The organism is Klebsiella sp. LTGPAF-6F (assembly GCF_001753185.1).
In the GTDB taxonomy this organism is placed as follows: domain Bacteria; phylum Pseudomonadota; class Gammaproteobacteria; order Enterobacterales; family Enterobacteriaceae; genus Klebsiella; species Klebsiella michiganensis.
In genome coordinates, this window is sequence record NZ_CP017450.1 from 4,568,281 (window position 1) to 4,583,293 (window position 15,013).

A 15,013-nucleotide genomic window follows, 5' to 3' on the forward strand; every position below is an offset into this window, starting at 1 on the left:
GACGATGCCATACTACGCTGTGAAGCCCGCTTTGTCGTCAGTGAAGCGGAATCGATTTAACCTCGAGGAAGTCCATTATCCCCTGCGCCGCGTGGCGGCCTTCCGCCATGGCGGTCACCACCAGATCGGCGCCACGCACCGCATCGCCGCCGGCAAACACTTTGCGATGGGTGGTCTGGTAGCGGTAGCGGCTTTCCACATTGGCCTTGATTCGACCCCGGCTATCGAGCTTAACGCCCACCGATTCCAGCCACGGCATACCGTGCGGATGGAAACCAAAGGCCATGATCACCGCGTCGGCGGGCATGACAAACTCGCTTCCGGGGATTGGCGACGGGCTGCGGCGCCCCTGAGCGTCCGGCGCGCCCAGCCGGGTACGCAGAAAGCGTACGCCGTTGACGTGTCCCTTCTCGTTCAGCTCCAGGGTGACCGGCTGGACGTTAAATTCAAACTGCGCTCCCTCTTCGCGCGCGTTTTTCACCTCTTTCTTCGAACCGGGCATATTGGCTTCATCGCGACGATAGGCGCAGGTAACCTGCTTCGCGCCGTGGCGCAGCGCGGTACGCACGCAGTCCATCGCCGTATCGCCGCCGCCGAGCACCACGACGTTCAGCCCTTCGGTGTTGACGTAAGGCTCTTCCGGCAGCTCAAGCAGCCCCATCACCTGTTTGGTGTTGGCTATCAGGAACGGCAGCGCGTCATATACGCCGGGCGCGTCTTCATTCGGCAGATCCGCTTTCATCGAGCGATAGGTTCCGGCGCCAATAAATACTGCGTCATAGTCATCAAGCAGCGTCGTCAGCGGGATATCTTTGCCTATCTCGCAGTTCAGCTCAAAGCGCACGCCCATCTGGGTAAAGATTTCCCGCCGCCGGGCAAGCAGAGATTTATCCAGCTTAAAGGCCGGAATACCAAAGGTCAGCAGACCGCCAATTTCCGGGTGACGGTCAAAGACCACCGGACTCACGCCGTTACGCACCAGACGGTCGGCGCAGGCGAGCCCGGCAGGACCCGCGCCGATAATCGCCACCCGCTTGCCGCTTTCAACGACCTGAGAAAGATCCGGCCGCCAGCCGTTGGCCAGCGCCTGGTCGGAGATATAGCGTTCAATGTTGCCGATAGTCACCGAACCGTGCTCATCGCGCAGCGTGCAGGCCCCTTCGCACAGGCGATCCTGCGGGCAGACGCGGCCGGTAATTTCCGGCAGGCAGTTGGTCTGGTGAGAAAGCTCCACGGCGGCGGAAATATCCCCCTTTTTCACGCGTTCAATCCATTGCGGAATGTGGTTATGCAGCGGACAGGTCCATTCACAAATGCTGTGCTCGCCGCACGTCAGGCAGCGCTCCGCCTCGCGGTTGGCCTGCCCGGCGCTGAACGGCAGATAGATTTCGCTAAAATTGGCCTTACGCGCCTCGGCGGATAGCTTGTCGGGCTCGCCGCGCGGCGGCGTCGCGGCCATCTGCGCGACTTTGCCCGCGGAGCAAGGCGCCATCGCCGCGCCGGGGTGGCCCAGACGCGCCGCGCGCTGACGCCGCTGTTTCGCCAGATTCACCAGCGTGCTGTCCGTTGCCAGTACCAGCGCTTCGGCCGGGCAGTTTTGTACGCAGGCGGGCCCCTCTTCGCGACCGCTGCACAAATCGCATTTATGCGCCGTCGCTTTGACCCTCTCCTCCTGTACCGGCGTCAGGACGATTTGCATCACGCCAAACGGGCAGGCAACCATACAGGATTTACAGCCGATGCATTTCTCCTGATTAACCTGGACGCTGTCGTTAAGCTGGCTGATGGCGCCATTGGGACAACTGCGGGCGCACGGCGCCCCTTCACAATGGTGGCAGGTTACGGCGTTACGTTTTTGCTCGTTTTTGATAACCGTAATGCGCGGCAAAAAACGCTGCGGGGTCAAAACATGCTGCTCATCGTTGTGCGCCATGACGCAGGCAACTTCACAAGCCTTGCATCCGATGCACTTATGACTATCGCTTAAAATAAAGTGGTTCATGACATCCTTCAGTCTTCGTGGTGAATAACCCCTCAATTCGCATGCTTATCTATTACCCGACAAAACGGTGCCGGAACAATGTGCATTTGCACAGGTTGCCGATTTTTTGGTAATAACCCGAGGTGGATCAATTTTTTTGACTTAAATGAAATCACGTTTTATTTAGCTAAGTAATAATGCGCTACGTTTGCGCCACCGCGGCGGCGCGCCGAAAGGAAGGAGCAGGTAGAGGAAGAAAGAGAGTTCTTTACGCTGCCATAAAAGGCACACGATAAATTACACTATCTCCTTATTTTCTCCACGATTGCCTGAGGGCTTGCCGCTAGAGTGTCACAGGCTGTGCAATAACAAAAAAATGTGCAAAATGAGGTCCTAATTCTGATGGCGAATTTTTTTATCGATCGCCCCATTTTTGCGTGGGTACTGGCAATACTTTTATGCCTGACCGGTACGCTCGCAATTTTGTCGCTTCCCGTTGAGCAATATCCCGACCTTGCCCCGCCTAACGTACGGATCACAGCGAACTATCCGGGCGCTTCGGCACAGACGCTGGAAAATACGGTCACCCAGGTTATCGAGCAAAATATGACCGGCCTCGATAACCTGATGTATATGTCATCCCAGAGCAGCGGCACCGGCCAGGCCACCGTGACGCTGAGCTTTACCGCCGGGACCGATCCGGATGAAGCGGTCCAGCAGGTGCAGAACCAGCTACAGTCGGCGATGCGCAAACTGCCGCAGGCCGTCCAGAACCAGGGCGTAACGGTGCGTAAAACCGGGGATACCAATATCCTGACGATCGCCTTCGTCTCTACCGACGGCAGTATGGATAAACAGGATATCGCCGACTACGTCGCCAGTAATATTCAGGACCCGCTCAGCCGGGTCAACGGCGTCGGAGATATTGACGCCTATGGTTCGCAGTATTCGATGCGCATCTGGCTCGATCCGGCCAAACTCAACAGCTTTCAGATGACGGCGAAAGACGTCACTGATGCCATCTCTTCGCAAAACGCGCAGATCGCCGTCGGCCAGCTGGGCGGCACGCCGTCGGTGGATAAACAGGCGCTCAACGCGACGATTAATTCACAATCGCTGTTACAAACGCCGGAACAGTTCCGTGATATTACCCTGCGGGTTAATCAGGACGGTTCGGAAGTCACCCTTGGCGACGTCGCCACCGTCGAGATGGGGGCGGAAAAATACGATTACCTCAGCCGCTACAACCGCCAGGCGGCGTCCGGGCTGGGGGTTAAGCTGGCCTCTGGCGCAAACGAAATGGCGACCGCTGAACGCGTCATCAGCCGTCTGAACGAGCTGTCGCAATATTTCCCGCACGGCCTGGAATATAAAGTCGCTTACGAAACCACCTCATTCGTTAAGGCGTCGATTACCGACGTCGTGAAAACGCTGCTTGAAGCCATCGCGCTGGTCTTTCTCGTGATGTATCTGTTCCTGCAGAACTTCCGCGCCACGCTGATCCCGACCATCGCCGTTCCGGTGGTGCTGATGGGAACCTTTGCCGTCCTTTACGCCTGCGGCTACAGCATCAACACCTTAACCATGTTCGCGGTGGTGCTGGCGATAGGCCTGCTGGTGGACGATGCCATCGTGGTGGTAGAGAACGTCGAGCGTATCATGAGCGAGGAGGGCCTCTCGCCGCGTGAAGCGACGCGAAAATCAATGGGGCAGATTCAGGGCGCGCTGGTCGGTATCGCCATGGTGCTATCGGCGGTATTTGTGCCGATGGCCTTCTTCGGCGGCACCACCGGCGCGATCTACCGCCAGTTCTCGATTACCATCGTCTCGGCGATGGTGCTGTCGGTGCTGGTGGCGATGATCCTCACCCCGGCGCTGTGCGCCACATTGCTTAAACCCGTTCATAAAGGCGAAACCCACGGGCAGAGGGGCTTTTTTGGCTGGTTTAACCGCACGTTTAACCGTAACGCCAGCCGCTACGAAACCGCGGTCGGCAAAATTCTTCATCGTTCGCTGCGCTGGATAATGATCTACGTCCTGCTGCTGGGCGGGATGGTCTTTCTGTTTCTGCATCTGCCCACGTCATTCCTGCCGCTGGAAGACCGCGGCATGTTTACCACTTCGGTGCAGTTGCCGAGCGGCTCAACCCAGCAGCAAACCCTGAAGGTGGTGCAGCAGGCGGAAGACTACTTCCTGAACAATGAGAAGCAAAACGTCGAATCGGTGTTCGCAACCATCGGCTCCGGCCCCGGCGGCAACGGCCAGAACGTGGCGCGTATGTTCGTACGCCTGAAGGACTGGGACGAACGCGATCCCACAACCGGTTCATCTTTTGCCATCATCGAACGCGCAACCAAAGCGTTTAACAAAATTAAAGAAGCGCGCGTCTTTGCCAGCAGTCCGCCGGCCATCAGCGGTCTGGGCAGTTCCGCCGGTTTTGATATGGAGCTGGAGGATCACGCGGGCAACGGACACGAAGCGCTGATGGCCGCCCGCGATACCCTGCTGGAGCTGGCCGGAAAAAATAACCAGCTCACCCGCGTCCGCCACAACGGCCTCGACGATAGCCCGCAGCTTCAGGTGGACATCGATCAGCGTAAAGCGCAGGCGCTGGGCGTCTCTATCGACGATATCAACGACACCCTGCAGACCGCGTGGGGGTCAAGCTACGTCAACGACTTTATGGATCGCGGCCGCGTGAAGAAGGTCTACGTTCAGGCGGCCGCGCCGTATCGCATGCTGCCGGACGATATCAACCTGTGGTACGTGCGCAACAGCAGCGGTACGATGGTGCCCTTCTCCGCCTTCGCGACCTCGCGCTGGGAGACCGGCTCGCCGCGTCTGGAGCGCTACAACGGCTACTCGGCGGTAGAGATCGTCGGTGAAGCCGCGCCGGGCGTCAGTACCGGTACCGCCATGACGATTATGGAAGAGCTGGCCCAGCAGCTGCCGAACGGCTTTGGTCTCGAATGGACGGCGATGTCTTATCAGGAGCGGCTCTCCGGGGCGCAGGCGCCGGCGCTGTACGCCATTTCGCTGCTGGTGGTGTTCCTGTGCCTGGCGGCGCTGTATGAAAGCTGGTCGGTGCCGTTCTCGGTGATGCTGGTGGTGCCGCTGGGGGTTATCGGCGCGCTGCTGGCCACCTGGATGCGCGGCCTGGAAAACGATGTCTATTTCCAGGTAGGCCTGCTGACGGTTATCGGCCTGTCGGCGAAGAACGCCATTCTTATTGTCGAATTTGCCAATGAGCTGAATCAGAAAGGCGAAGATCTGCTTACCGCCACGCTCTCCGCCTGCCGCCAGCGTCTGCGGCCGATCCTGATGACCTCACTGGCGTTTATCTTCGGCGTACTGCCGATGGCCACCAGCACAGGGGCGGGCTCCGGCAGCCAGCATGCCGTCGGCACCGGGGTGATGGGCGGGATGATTTCCGCTACGGTGCTGGCTATCTTCTTCGTGCCGCTGTTCTTTGTGCTGGTACGTCGCCGCTTCCCGCTCAAGGAACGGCCGCAATAATCGGGACGCGCCCTGACGATATTTTCGCCAGGGCCAAATAACAGAAAAGGCGACCGGACAGGTCGCCTTTTTCATGTGGTCGCTTCAACTGCATTATTATTCTGCCTGTGAAATCGCCATGCTTTTATTGCGGAAAACTATTTACGAAGCATGCCTTCGATAAAGTCTTTCCAGTTCCCCAGTTCGTGTTCAATCATAATAGCCTCTCTTATTATTATGGGTGATTTTATGCAAATTCATTGATGGTTAAAAGCCTGTTTGCGCTATCGTACTGATAACTTTCATTACCCCCTGCGGAACGTTCTCTTTCATTCGTAAGTACTATGAGCCGATTTTGCGCATTTTAATGTGACCAACAGCAACATTTAGCAACATTTGTTCATCAGCCTGAATCACCGGGATCCGCCTTGAGGCCAGGAAACACCGTCAGGGAGCGTTTAAAAAACAGCCAAAATGTAACGATGAATATATCCCGACGGGAAAAAACGATATTTATTAAAGCATTTCACGTATTATTTATTCAGGGCTTATATATTCGGAACATTCTTAGCCAATCGTTTAATTCAACGGAAAAGGTTTAATCATGCTTACCATGTACGGGATAAAAAACTGCGACACCATAAAAAAGGCTCGCCGCTGGCTGGAGACACAGCAGATAGAATATCGCTTTCATGATTATCGTGTCGATGGTCTGGATCGCACTTTATTAGATAGCTTTATCGCTGAACTCGGCTGGGAAGCCCTGCTTAACACCCGGGGGACGACGTGGCGCAAGCTGGATGAAACGGTCCGCGCCGGTATCAATAACGCCGACGCTGCGGCAAAACTGATGCTGGAAATGCCGGCAATCATTAAACGCCCATTGCTCTGCGCGCCCGGTCAGCCTATGCTGCTGGGTTTCAGTGAATCAAGTTATCAGCAGTTTAACGAGGTGTAGTCTATGTCTTGCCCGGTCATTGAGCTGGCTCAGCAGCTTATTCGCCGCCCTTCCCTCAGCCCCGATGATGCGGGATGCCAGGCGTTAATGATTGAACGCCTGCGTGCGATTGGCTTTACCGTTGAACCGATGGATTTCGGGGATACCCAAAACTTCTGGGCCTGGCGCGGGCGCGGGGAAACGCTGGCGTTTGCCGGCCATACCGATGTCGTCCCGTCGGGGGACGCCGATCGCTGGATTAATCCCCCCTTTGAACCCACCATTCGCGACGGCATGCTGTTTGGCCGCGGCGCCGCGGATATGAAAGGCTCGCTCGCGGCAATGGTCGTCGCCGCCGAACGTTTTGTCGCTCAGTATCCGAATCATAAAGGTCGTCTGGCCTTCCTGATCACTTCTGATGAAGAAGCCAGCGCCAAAAACGGCACCGTTAAGGTTGTTGAAGCGCTGATGGCGCGCAACGAGCGCCTGGATTATTGCCTGGTCGGCGAACCGTCCAGCACCGAAGTCGTCGGCGATGTGGTGAAAAACGGCCGTCGCGGCTCGCTGACCTGCAACCTGACCATTCACGGCGTGCAGGGGCACGTGGCCTACCCGCATCACGCCGATAACCCGGTGCACCGCGCCGCGCCGATGCTGGCGGAGCTGGTGAATATCGAATGGGATAAGGGCAACGAGTTCTTTCCGCCGACCAGTATGCAAATCGCTAACGTGCAGGCCGGCACCGGCAGCAACAACGTGATTCCCGGTGATATGTTCGTCCAGTTCAACTTCCGCTTTAGCACCGAGCTGACCGATGAAATGATTAAAGCGCGCGTCGTGGCGCTGCTGGAGAAGTACGCGCTGCGCTACAGCGTCGACTGGTGGCTCTCAGGCCAGCCGTTCCTGACCAGCCGCGGTAAGCTGGTTGATGCGGTGGTTAACGCCATTGAGCACTATAATGAAATAAAACCGCAGCTGCTGACCAACGGCGGCACCTCCGACGGGCGCTTTATCGCGCGTATGGGCGCGCAGGTGGTTGAACTGGGGCCAGTGAACGCCACCATTCATAAAATAAACGAGTGTGTGAATGCCGCCGACCTCCAGCTGCTGGCGCGGATGTACCAACGCATCATGGAACAGCTGGTCGCCTGACGGCATCAATAGAGAAGAGGTAAGCGCATGGATTGGCTAACGAAATACTGGTGGGTTCTGGTGTTGGTATTTTTGGTGGGCGTGATGATCAACGTGATTAAAGATCTGACCCGCGTTGACCACAAAAAATTTCTCAACAATAAACCGGATCTGCCCCCGCATCGCGACTTCAACGACAAGTGGGACGACGATGACGACTGGCCGAAGAACGACCCGTCGAAGAAGAAGTAACATCTTACCGCGGATTGCCATAAAGCAATCGCCCGGTGAGTTCGACGCGGGTCAAGTAGCCCTGACAGATGCGCAGCATCGCCTCCGGGAAATTATCCCACTCTGCGCTCTTTTCCCGGGGGCGGCGCTTAACGCGCCTTGCCCGGGCTACGGGTTTCCAGCTCGTTGCAAGTCCGGTAGCCCGGACAGATGCGCAGCATCGCCTCCGGAAGATTACCCCACTCTGCGCTCTTCTCCCGGGGGCGGCGCTTAACGCGCCTTGCCCGGGCTACGGGTTTCCAGCTCGTCTGCAGGTACGGTAGCCCAGACAGATGCGCAGCATCGCCTCCGGAAGATTACCCCACTCTGCGCTCTTTTCCCGGGGGCGGCGCTTAACGCGCCTTGCCCGGGCTACGGGTTTCCAGCTCGTCTGCAGGTCCGGTAGCCCGGACAAGATGCGCAGCATCGCCTCCGGGAAATTACCCCACTCTGCGCTCTTTTCCCGGGGCGGCGCTTAACGCGCCTTGCCCGGGCTACGGGTTTCCAGCTCGTCTGCAGGTCCGGTAGCCCGGACAGGCGCATCGCGCCGCCTCCGGGTTTATTATTCACAGCAATTCAATAATATCGCTGTCTTTCGGCGTGCTGCCGCTGAGGGCTTCGTCGAAATAGTGCTTCGGTACGGTAAAGCGCAGATGATCGAGGGCAAACTGCATACTGCGATCGTCAATCGCGTGCCCCAGATCTTCAACAATATCCAGCGTCACGTCACCGCCGGCCTGCTGCAGCGCCTCCTGCCCCGCCACCGCCCACGCCAGATCGATCACCCGATCTTCACCGCCGTGGATCAGGTGAACAGTGGTCGCGGTCGTCGCGGTCTCCGGCAGCGTCGCATAGCGGCCGTTAAAGGCGATCACCCGCGATGCCAGACCCGGCTCGGCTTTAATGCTCTCCAGCGACATAATCGCCCCCTGTGAGAAGCCGATCAGCGCCGTCGCCTGCGGGCTGACGCCGCTCTGCTGTTGCCAGTAGCGCACCGTTTCGATAAAGGTCGGCATGATGGCATCCACTCGCTGCTGGCGGTTTTCTTCGCTAACGCCCTGCACGGAAAACCACTGGCGTCCCGGAGGCGGACCGCACGGCTCAGCGCCGCCGATACTGACAATCAGCGCATCGGGAAACAGCGGCGCAAACCAGCTACCGATTTGCCCCATGGCCACCGGGTTATCGCCGACGCCATGAAACAGCAGCAGCAGTTGCTGTGCAGGTGTCGCGGGGCTTTGAACAATAAAATGATCGTGTTTCATGGCTGTCTCCTTAATGTCTGCAAGGAAGTTTACGCCGCAGGCGAAATATGACCATGCCATTTAACTGAAGGAGTTAGTTAAAAAAATTGCAGCATTTGAACCTGCCGGCGCAGGTCGTTGGCGCGGTTTTCATCCAGGCTGAGCAGCGCCTGCGCCGCTTCTTCGCGCAGCCTGGCCAGCAGCGCTTTCCGTCCGGATAAACCTAACGTTTGGCAAAGCGCGGCCTCATCCTGCTGCTGCAGGCGGGCCCGCAGCGCCGGAAGCGGCAGCTCCACCAATATAAGCAGGCGATTGAGGCTACCCGCCGAGGTCAGCAGCGGACGATGGGCAAAAGCAAAACCCGCCACCTCCAGCCAGTCTTCTTCAGTAAGAATAGTCGCTTTCAGCGCCGTCAGCGGCACAGGTTCATCTCGCCACTCGCGCAGCCAGAATTCGTCGCGCTGCAGCCGTTGGGCTTCTTCGCGTGCCAGGCGATGGCCCGCTTCGCTGAGAGGATAGAGCGCCATCGCGGTGTAACAGCCGCTGCTGGCTTCCCGATGCGTGCCCAGCCGCACCAGCGTAAAACCGCAGCGTTGCCAGAAGCGCCACAGCTCAGGCGTATAGCCAAAACTCACCGAGAGATAATCCCGGTCCGCAGCCTGCGACGCCGCCCGGGCCACCAGCCGCTGCCCCAGCCCTTCGCGCTGGCGAGCCGGATGCACGGCAATACGGCTGATACGCAGGCCCGTCAACGTAGCCGCCAGGGGGCTACCGCCGTGCGCCGCCAGCGACTGCGCCACCAGATTGCCGCGCGGACGGCGATAGCCGGCCCACACCGCCAGGCTAAGCGGCGGCTCAAGACCGCCCTCCTCCACCAGCCATAGCGCCCCGGCGATGCGCTCCCCGCCGCGGGCGCAGGTAAAATGCTGCCCCGGCGCATCCATCATGCGCCGGAGGTCCAGCGGCGACGTGCGATAGTGGGCCCCGGAGAGCAGCTGATATATCGCTTCCGGTAACGCAGGCTGTCGCCGCCAGCGCTTCTGGCTGACGCTTTCCAGCACGATATCGCCGCCTGGCGCGTGCTGAAAGGTCTCGTCGTTGAACAGCAGCAGCCGCGCAATCGCCGCCTCCAGCGGGCAGCCGCTTGCCCAACGGATGGGCGTCGTCAGGCTAAACTGCCGTAAGTGCGCAAAACTGGCGCAAAACTTAAGCAAAAAGCCGCGTCCCGTCCCCTCGTACCCCTGAACGGTAGTGGTCAACAGCGTCCTCGGGAAGCGGGAGACCAGCTGGCGCAGCAGCGGCCCGGGGATGGCCGCGGCTTCATCGACAATCAGCCATCCGGCGGTGCAGCCGGAAGCCAGCAGTGCGTCGGGGGCCATAAAGCGGAAAGCCTCCCCGGCGAATGTCGCCATCACCTCCGCTGCTCCCCGCGCCGGTGCCGTGACGATGGCATCTCCCCCCAGATGGCGAATAAGCATCCCCGCGAGCGCGGACTTGCCTCGCCCGCGCTCGGCGGTTAGCGCCGCAATACCGGGAGGGAACCGGGCCAGTTCGGCAAGCACGGCAGCCTGCTCCGCCTGCGGATGTCCGTCGGCGGGATGCCATGGTGGGCGCACGGGTAACGCGGGCACCGCAAGTTCATTGCCCTGCCGCCAGAGAATGGACGCGTTATCCGCACTAATCTGTTGGCAAAAACGATAAACAAAATTCGGCGTAGGGATGGGGTCGGGAGCGTCGCTCCAGCGCAGGGAATCCGCATCAGGACGGGCCGGCCATTGGGCGAAGTCGGGGGTGAGCAATACCAGCCAGCTACCGGCGCGTAGCGTACCGGCTAACGCGGCGAAAGCGGCAACATCAAAACCCTCGCGGGCATCGAAAAAAGCGTGCTGGAATTCGCGGCCCAGCAGCGATTTCAGGGCAGCAGACGAGACGTACGGCTCGGGCATCGGACGCTGGCCAACCCACAGTCCGTCTCCGGCCAGCGCTGTGCGTATTTGTTGCGCCTGAAGCTGAGTCCAGGCATCGTCGCCGCTGAGAACCAGCAGACGACGAATACCTTCGCGCGCCATCTGCGCCGTCAGGTGACGCAGTTCATCCATGACAGAAGAGCATTACAGCGCGTTGCCGAAGGTGTTGCACTGCGCCGGGTCGCCGCTATCGAAGCCGCGTTTAAACCAGGTGTAGCGCTGCTGCGACGTTCCGTGGGTAAAGCTGTCCGGCACGACGCGCCCCTGGCTCTGCTGCTGCAGGCGATCGTCGCCAATCGCCTCTGCGGCGTTCAGCGCTTCCTGCAGATCGCCGGTCTCCATGTAGTCCTGCTTCTGCATGTTGTAGCCCCAGACGCCGGCAAAACAGTCCGCCTGTAGCTCCATTTTTACCGACAGACGATTCGCTTCCGCCTGCGAAGCGTTTTGCTGTAGCTGACGCACTTTCGATTCAATACCCAACAGCTTTTGTACGTGATGGCCAACCTCGTGGGCGATAACGTAGCCCTGGGCGAAATCGCCGCCGGCGCCAAGCTTGTTTCTCATCTCATCGTAGAATGACAGGTCGATATACACCGTGCTGTCCGCCGGGCAGTAAAAAGGCCCCATGACCGATTGACCAGTGCCGCAGGCGGTCCGCGTCGCGCCGCGGTACATCACCAGTTTGGGCTGCGGATACTGACGGCCCATATCTTTAAAAATAGCGCCCCAGGTATCTTCCGTGTCCGCCAGAATCACCTTCGTGAATTTCGCGGCCTCTTCATCCTGCGGGCTAATGGAGCGTTGGGTGGTTTGCTGTTGAGATACCGGCTCGCCGGTCAGCATGCCGGTTAAATCCACGCCGTAATAGCCCGCCACCAGAACAATAATCAGCAGTACAATACCGCCTTTACCGCTGGGGAGACGAAAACCGCCTCCACCGCCCATCGGTGAACCAGATTGACCACGACGATCTTCCACATTGTCGCTCTCGCGACGTCCTTGCCAGCGCATAAGCACCTCAATTCATCATATTAACCAATGAATAAGATCGTAGGCGGTTCAGCGGAGGATTACCACAGGAAACAGCAAGAAGAGCGCCAGAAGAAGAAAACTTCTCCTGGCGTAGGGGATTAGTCGAGCTTCACGCCCAGGCGATGAGCGACTTCTTCGTAGGCTTCAATCAGGCCGCCAAGGCTCTGGCGGAAGCGGTCTTTGTCCATTTTATCCATGGTCTTTTTATCCCACAGACGGCTGCCGTCCGGAGAAAATTCATCCCCCAGCACCACTTCGCCTTTGAACAAACCGAACTCCAGCTTGAAGTCCACCAGGATCAGGCCCGCATCGTCAAACAGCTTTTTCAGCACATCGTTAGCTTTGTAGGTCAGCTCCTGCATACGCGCCAGGTTCTCTTTGCTCACCCAGCCAAAGGTTTCGCAGTAGGATTCGTTGACCATCGGGTCGTGCATGGCGTCGTTCTTCAGGAACAGGTCGAACAGCGGCGGGTTCAGTTCGATGCCCTCTTCAATCCCTAAGCGTTTCACCAGCGAACCGGCGGCGCGGTTACGTACCACGCACTCCACCGGCACCATATCCAGCTTTTTAACCAGACACTCGGTATCGGACAACAGCGCTTCCATCTGGGTCGGGATACCCGCTTCCGCCAGCTTGCTCATAATGAAATGGTTGAACTTGTTGTTCACCATGCCTTTACGATCGAACTGCTCAATGCGAGCGCCGTCCCCTGCTGACGTATCGTTACGGAATTCGAGTATCAACAGATCCGGGTTTTCGGTGCTGTATACCGTCTTCGCTTTACCACGATACAACTCAGCTTGCTTTTGCATCTTTGTCACTCCAGTGATGATTAACGATAAAAATTTGTGCTTTTCTGCCGACGCACACGTTTGCGTCACTATACATTAAAAAGGGCCGGATTGCTCCAGCCCTGTTAATTACTTACTTAATGCAGCCTGGAATACGGCGACCAGGGCATCATTTTGCGACTGCGTCAGCGTATGGCCTTTCGGGTCGATGAACTGCAGACTGCTGCGGTTATCGAGGTCCCCGACCTGCAGTTTATAATCGCCGGAAACCAGCTGCGGGTCGCGGGCGCCCAGATCGGTCCAGCCGCTGTCGGAAAGCGGTTTGTAGGTGACGGAGAAGCTGCCCTGAGAACGAGAGCTATCGGTGACCTTCATGCCCACTTTTTCCAGCGCGCCCGGCAGGCGTTGCCACACCAGGTTAAACGGCGCGCGAACGATCAGCATCGGCAGGCCGGTATCATCAGCGCCGCTCTGCACGTCGAAGGTCGCCCCGGCGTTTTTCTGCGCGGCGTTCTGCGCGCTGGTGGCGTTCAGATCCAGACCTTCGGAGATGACGTTCAGCATGGCGGTACTGTAGCGCTGCAGTGAAGCCGGATCGGCAACAGGTTTACCCGCCTGCTCCAGATTCACCAGCTTCACGATCACCGCCTGCTGATAGCCCTGCTGCTTAACTGAGATTTGATAGCGACCACGGTACTGCTGGTCTTCATCGAGGCGATTCCATTCGACCCAGTCGGTATTCAGCGTCTGGCTGGCATCGTCGCGTTTCGCGATAGTGTAGTTTTTCGACTGCACGATGCTTGCCACCTGCGCCCAAAGCGAACCGCTGCGCCCGTTTTCCACCATCAGCGTCGCGGTATCACCGCTGAACTGCGTACGCGCGCCGCTGACCAGCGCCAGTGGCTGGGCCGGCGGACGAATGTCCAGGGCTTTGCCAGTGTTACCGGTGCTGGTCGCAACCGGAATATTATAATCACCCACCTGAATCGGCAGGATCATCCCTGCTGGCGCGTGAAGTTCACTAAGCGGCGTAGCCTGCAAATAGGCCTCGTCGCCGCTCACCTGACGCTTGTAGCGCGAGTCAGAACTACAGGCCGCGAGGAGTAGAACCAGCGAAACACCCGCAACCTTCGCCAGGCGCGACTTCTGTACTGAGTAAGCCATCAAATCTCCCTAAACTTTACAGCAAACCGGCATGCTTCAGCGCTGCGGTCACGACCTTAATACCGTTTTCGGTAATCGGGGTCATCGGCAGGCGTAGCGTATCGGTCGCCACAAGACCCAACGCCTTACAGGCCCATTTGACCGGGATAGGGTTGGGTTCGACAAATAATTTGGTATGCAATGGCATCAGACGCTGGTTAATCGCACGAGCTTCGGCAAATTGACCTGCTAGCGCCAGTCGGCACATCTCGGCCATTTCGCGCGCCGCAACGTTTGTCGTTACGGAAATCACGCCATGACCGCCAAGCTGCATAAAGTCCATTCCGGTCGCGTCATCGCCGCTCAGCAGAATAAAGTCATCTGAAACCAGCTCTTTGATCTGATGAACGCGGCTTAAGTTCCCCGTTGCTTCCTTAATACCGATAATATTTTTAATTTCCGCCAGACGACCAACGGTTTCAGGCAGCATATCGCAACCGGTACGGGACGGCACATTATACAGGATTTGCGGCAGGTCAGTATGTTCTGCGATAGCTTTAAAGTGTTGGAACAGCCCTTCCTGGGTCGGACGGTTGTAATACGGCGTTACCGTCAGGCAGCCAACCACGCCGCTATCGTTAAATCGCTTGGTCAGGCTAATCGCCTCTGCGGTTGCATTTGCACCGGTACCGGCAATGACCGGGATACGCCCGTCGGCCAGCTCCAGCGTCTGCATCACCACATCACCATGCTCTTCATGGCTCAATGTTGCGGACTCTCCGGTAGTCCCTACCGAAACGATCGCCGAGGTTCCGCTGGCGACATGATAATCAATCAGTTTTTTCAGGCTTGACCGGCAGACATTGCCGTTTTCATCCATTGGCGTGACAAGCGCTACAATACTTCCCGTAAACATGGGCCATCCTCAGAGCATAAGTGGGACAAGATTCTCAATGTTACGTTTGGAGTCGTAATAAAAGCAAGAGACCCGATGCCATCAGGGATGTTGTATGCCGGTTTTT

The 15,013-nt window shown here is 58.0% G+C and carries 12 protein-coding genes; 4 read left to right on the forward strand and 8 right to left on the reverse strand.

What is annotated here, in order from left to right; genetic code table 11:
* Positions 1–37: 37 nt before the first annotated feature.
* Positions 38–2,002 (reverse strand): formate-dependent uric acid utilization protein AegA, encoded by a 1,965-nt coding sequence (gene aegA / locus BJF97_RS21245; RefSeq protein WP_014230339.1) that lies wholly within the window; start codon positions 2,000–2,002, stop codon positions 38–40.
* 381 nt (positions 2,003–2,383) lie between these two features.
* Here aegA and acrD point away from each other — a divergent pair, with 381 nt between their 5' ends.
* Positions 2,384–5,497 carry a multidrug efflux RND transporter permease AcrD gene (gene acrD / locus BJF97_RS21250; protein WP_004853071.1) on the forward strand — a complete coding sequence of 1,038 codons (3,114 nt, stop codon included), beginning with the start codon at positions 2,384–2,386 and terminating at the stop codon, positions 5,495–5,497.
* A gap of 137 nt (positions 5,498–5,634) precedes the next feature.
* On the opposite strand, the gene ypfM is transcribed toward acrD, so the two are convergent.
* Positions 5,635–5,694 carry a protein YpfM gene (ypfM, locus tag BJF97_RS34330; RefSeq protein WP_100181659.1) on the reverse strand — a complete coding sequence of 20 codons (60 nt, stop codon included), beginning with the start codon at positions 5,692–5,694 and terminating at the stop codon, positions 5,635–5,637.
* Positions 5,695–6,080: 386 nt separating this feature from the next.
* Between ypfM and BJF97_RS21255 the strand changes: the two genes are divergently transcribed.
* Genes BJF97_RS21255 through BJF97_RS21265 form a run of 3 tightly spaced genes read left to right on the forward strand, consistent with a single transcriptional unit; the run spans position 6,081 to position 7,796 of the window.
* Positions 6,081–6,434 carry an ArsC family reductase gene (locus tag BJF97_RS21255; protein ID WP_014839182.1) on the forward strand — a complete coding sequence of 118 codons (354 nt, stop codon included), beginning with the start codon at positions 6,081–6,083 and terminating at the stop codon, positions 6,432–6,434.
* Between the two features lie 3 nt (positions 6,435–6,437).
* Positions 6,438–7,565 carry a succinyl-diaminopimelate desuccinylase gene (gene dapE / locus BJF97_RS21260; protein WP_032693122.1) on the forward strand — a complete coding sequence of 376 codons (1,128 nt, stop codon included), beginning with the start codon at positions 6,438–6,440 and terminating at the stop codon, positions 7,563–7,565.
* Positions 7,566–7,592: 27 nt separating this feature from the next.
* Entirely contained in the window at positions 7,593–7,796 is a 204-nt protein-coding gene (locus BJF97_RS21265; RefSeq protein ID WP_004123464.1) for a YpfN family protein, read from the forward strand.
* Positions 7,797–8,380: 584 nt separating this feature from the next.
* Here BJF97_RS21265 and ypfH read toward each other — a convergent pair.
* The 6 genes from ypfH to dapA form a co-directional block, all read right to left on the reverse strand.
* The gene (gene ypfH / locus BJF97_RS21270; RefSeq protein WP_004853078.1) at positions 8,381–9,079 is read right to left on the reverse strand and encodes an esterase; all 699 of its coding nucleotides are present in this window, start codon (positions 9,077–9,079) and stop codon (positions 8,381–8,383) included.
* 77 nt (positions 9,080–9,156) lie between these two features.
* On the reverse strand, positions 9,157–11,157 hold the full coding sequence (locus tag BJF97_RS21275) for a tRNA(Met) cytidine acetyltransferase TmcA (protein WP_032693125.1): 2,001 nt from the start codon (positions 11,155–11,157) through the stop codon (positions 9,157–9,159).
* A 12-nt stretch (positions 11,158–11,169) separates the two neighbouring features.
* Positions 11,170–12,036: a KPN_02809 family neutral zinc metallopeptidase gene (ypfJ, locus tag BJF97_RS21280; protein ID WP_014839185.1), complete on the reverse strand. Its 867-nt coding sequence runs from the start codon at positions 12,034–12,036 to the stop codon at positions 11,170–11,172.
* Between the two features lie 119 nt (positions 12,037–12,155).
* Positions 12,156–12,869, reverse strand: coding sequence for a phosphoribosylaminoimidazolesuccinocarboxamide synthase (gene purC, locus BJF97_RS21285; RefSeq protein WP_004104417.1), 714 nt, complete (start codon positions 12,867–12,869; stop codon positions 12,156–12,158).
* Between the two features lie 108 nt (positions 12,870–12,977).
* Entirely contained in the window at positions 12,978–14,012 is a 1,035-nt protein-coding gene (gene bamC, locus BJF97_RS21290; protein WP_032693127.1) for an outer membrane protein assembly factor BamC, read from the reverse strand.
* A gap of 16 nt (positions 14,013–14,028) precedes the next feature.
* On the reverse strand, positions 14,029–14,907 hold the full coding sequence (gene dapA / locus BJF97_RS21295) for a 4-hydroxy-tetrahydrodipicolinate synthase (RefSeq protein WP_004853086.1): 879 nt from the start codon (positions 14,905–14,907) through the stop codon (positions 14,029–14,031).
* Positions 14,908–15,013: the final 106 nt, after the last annotated feature.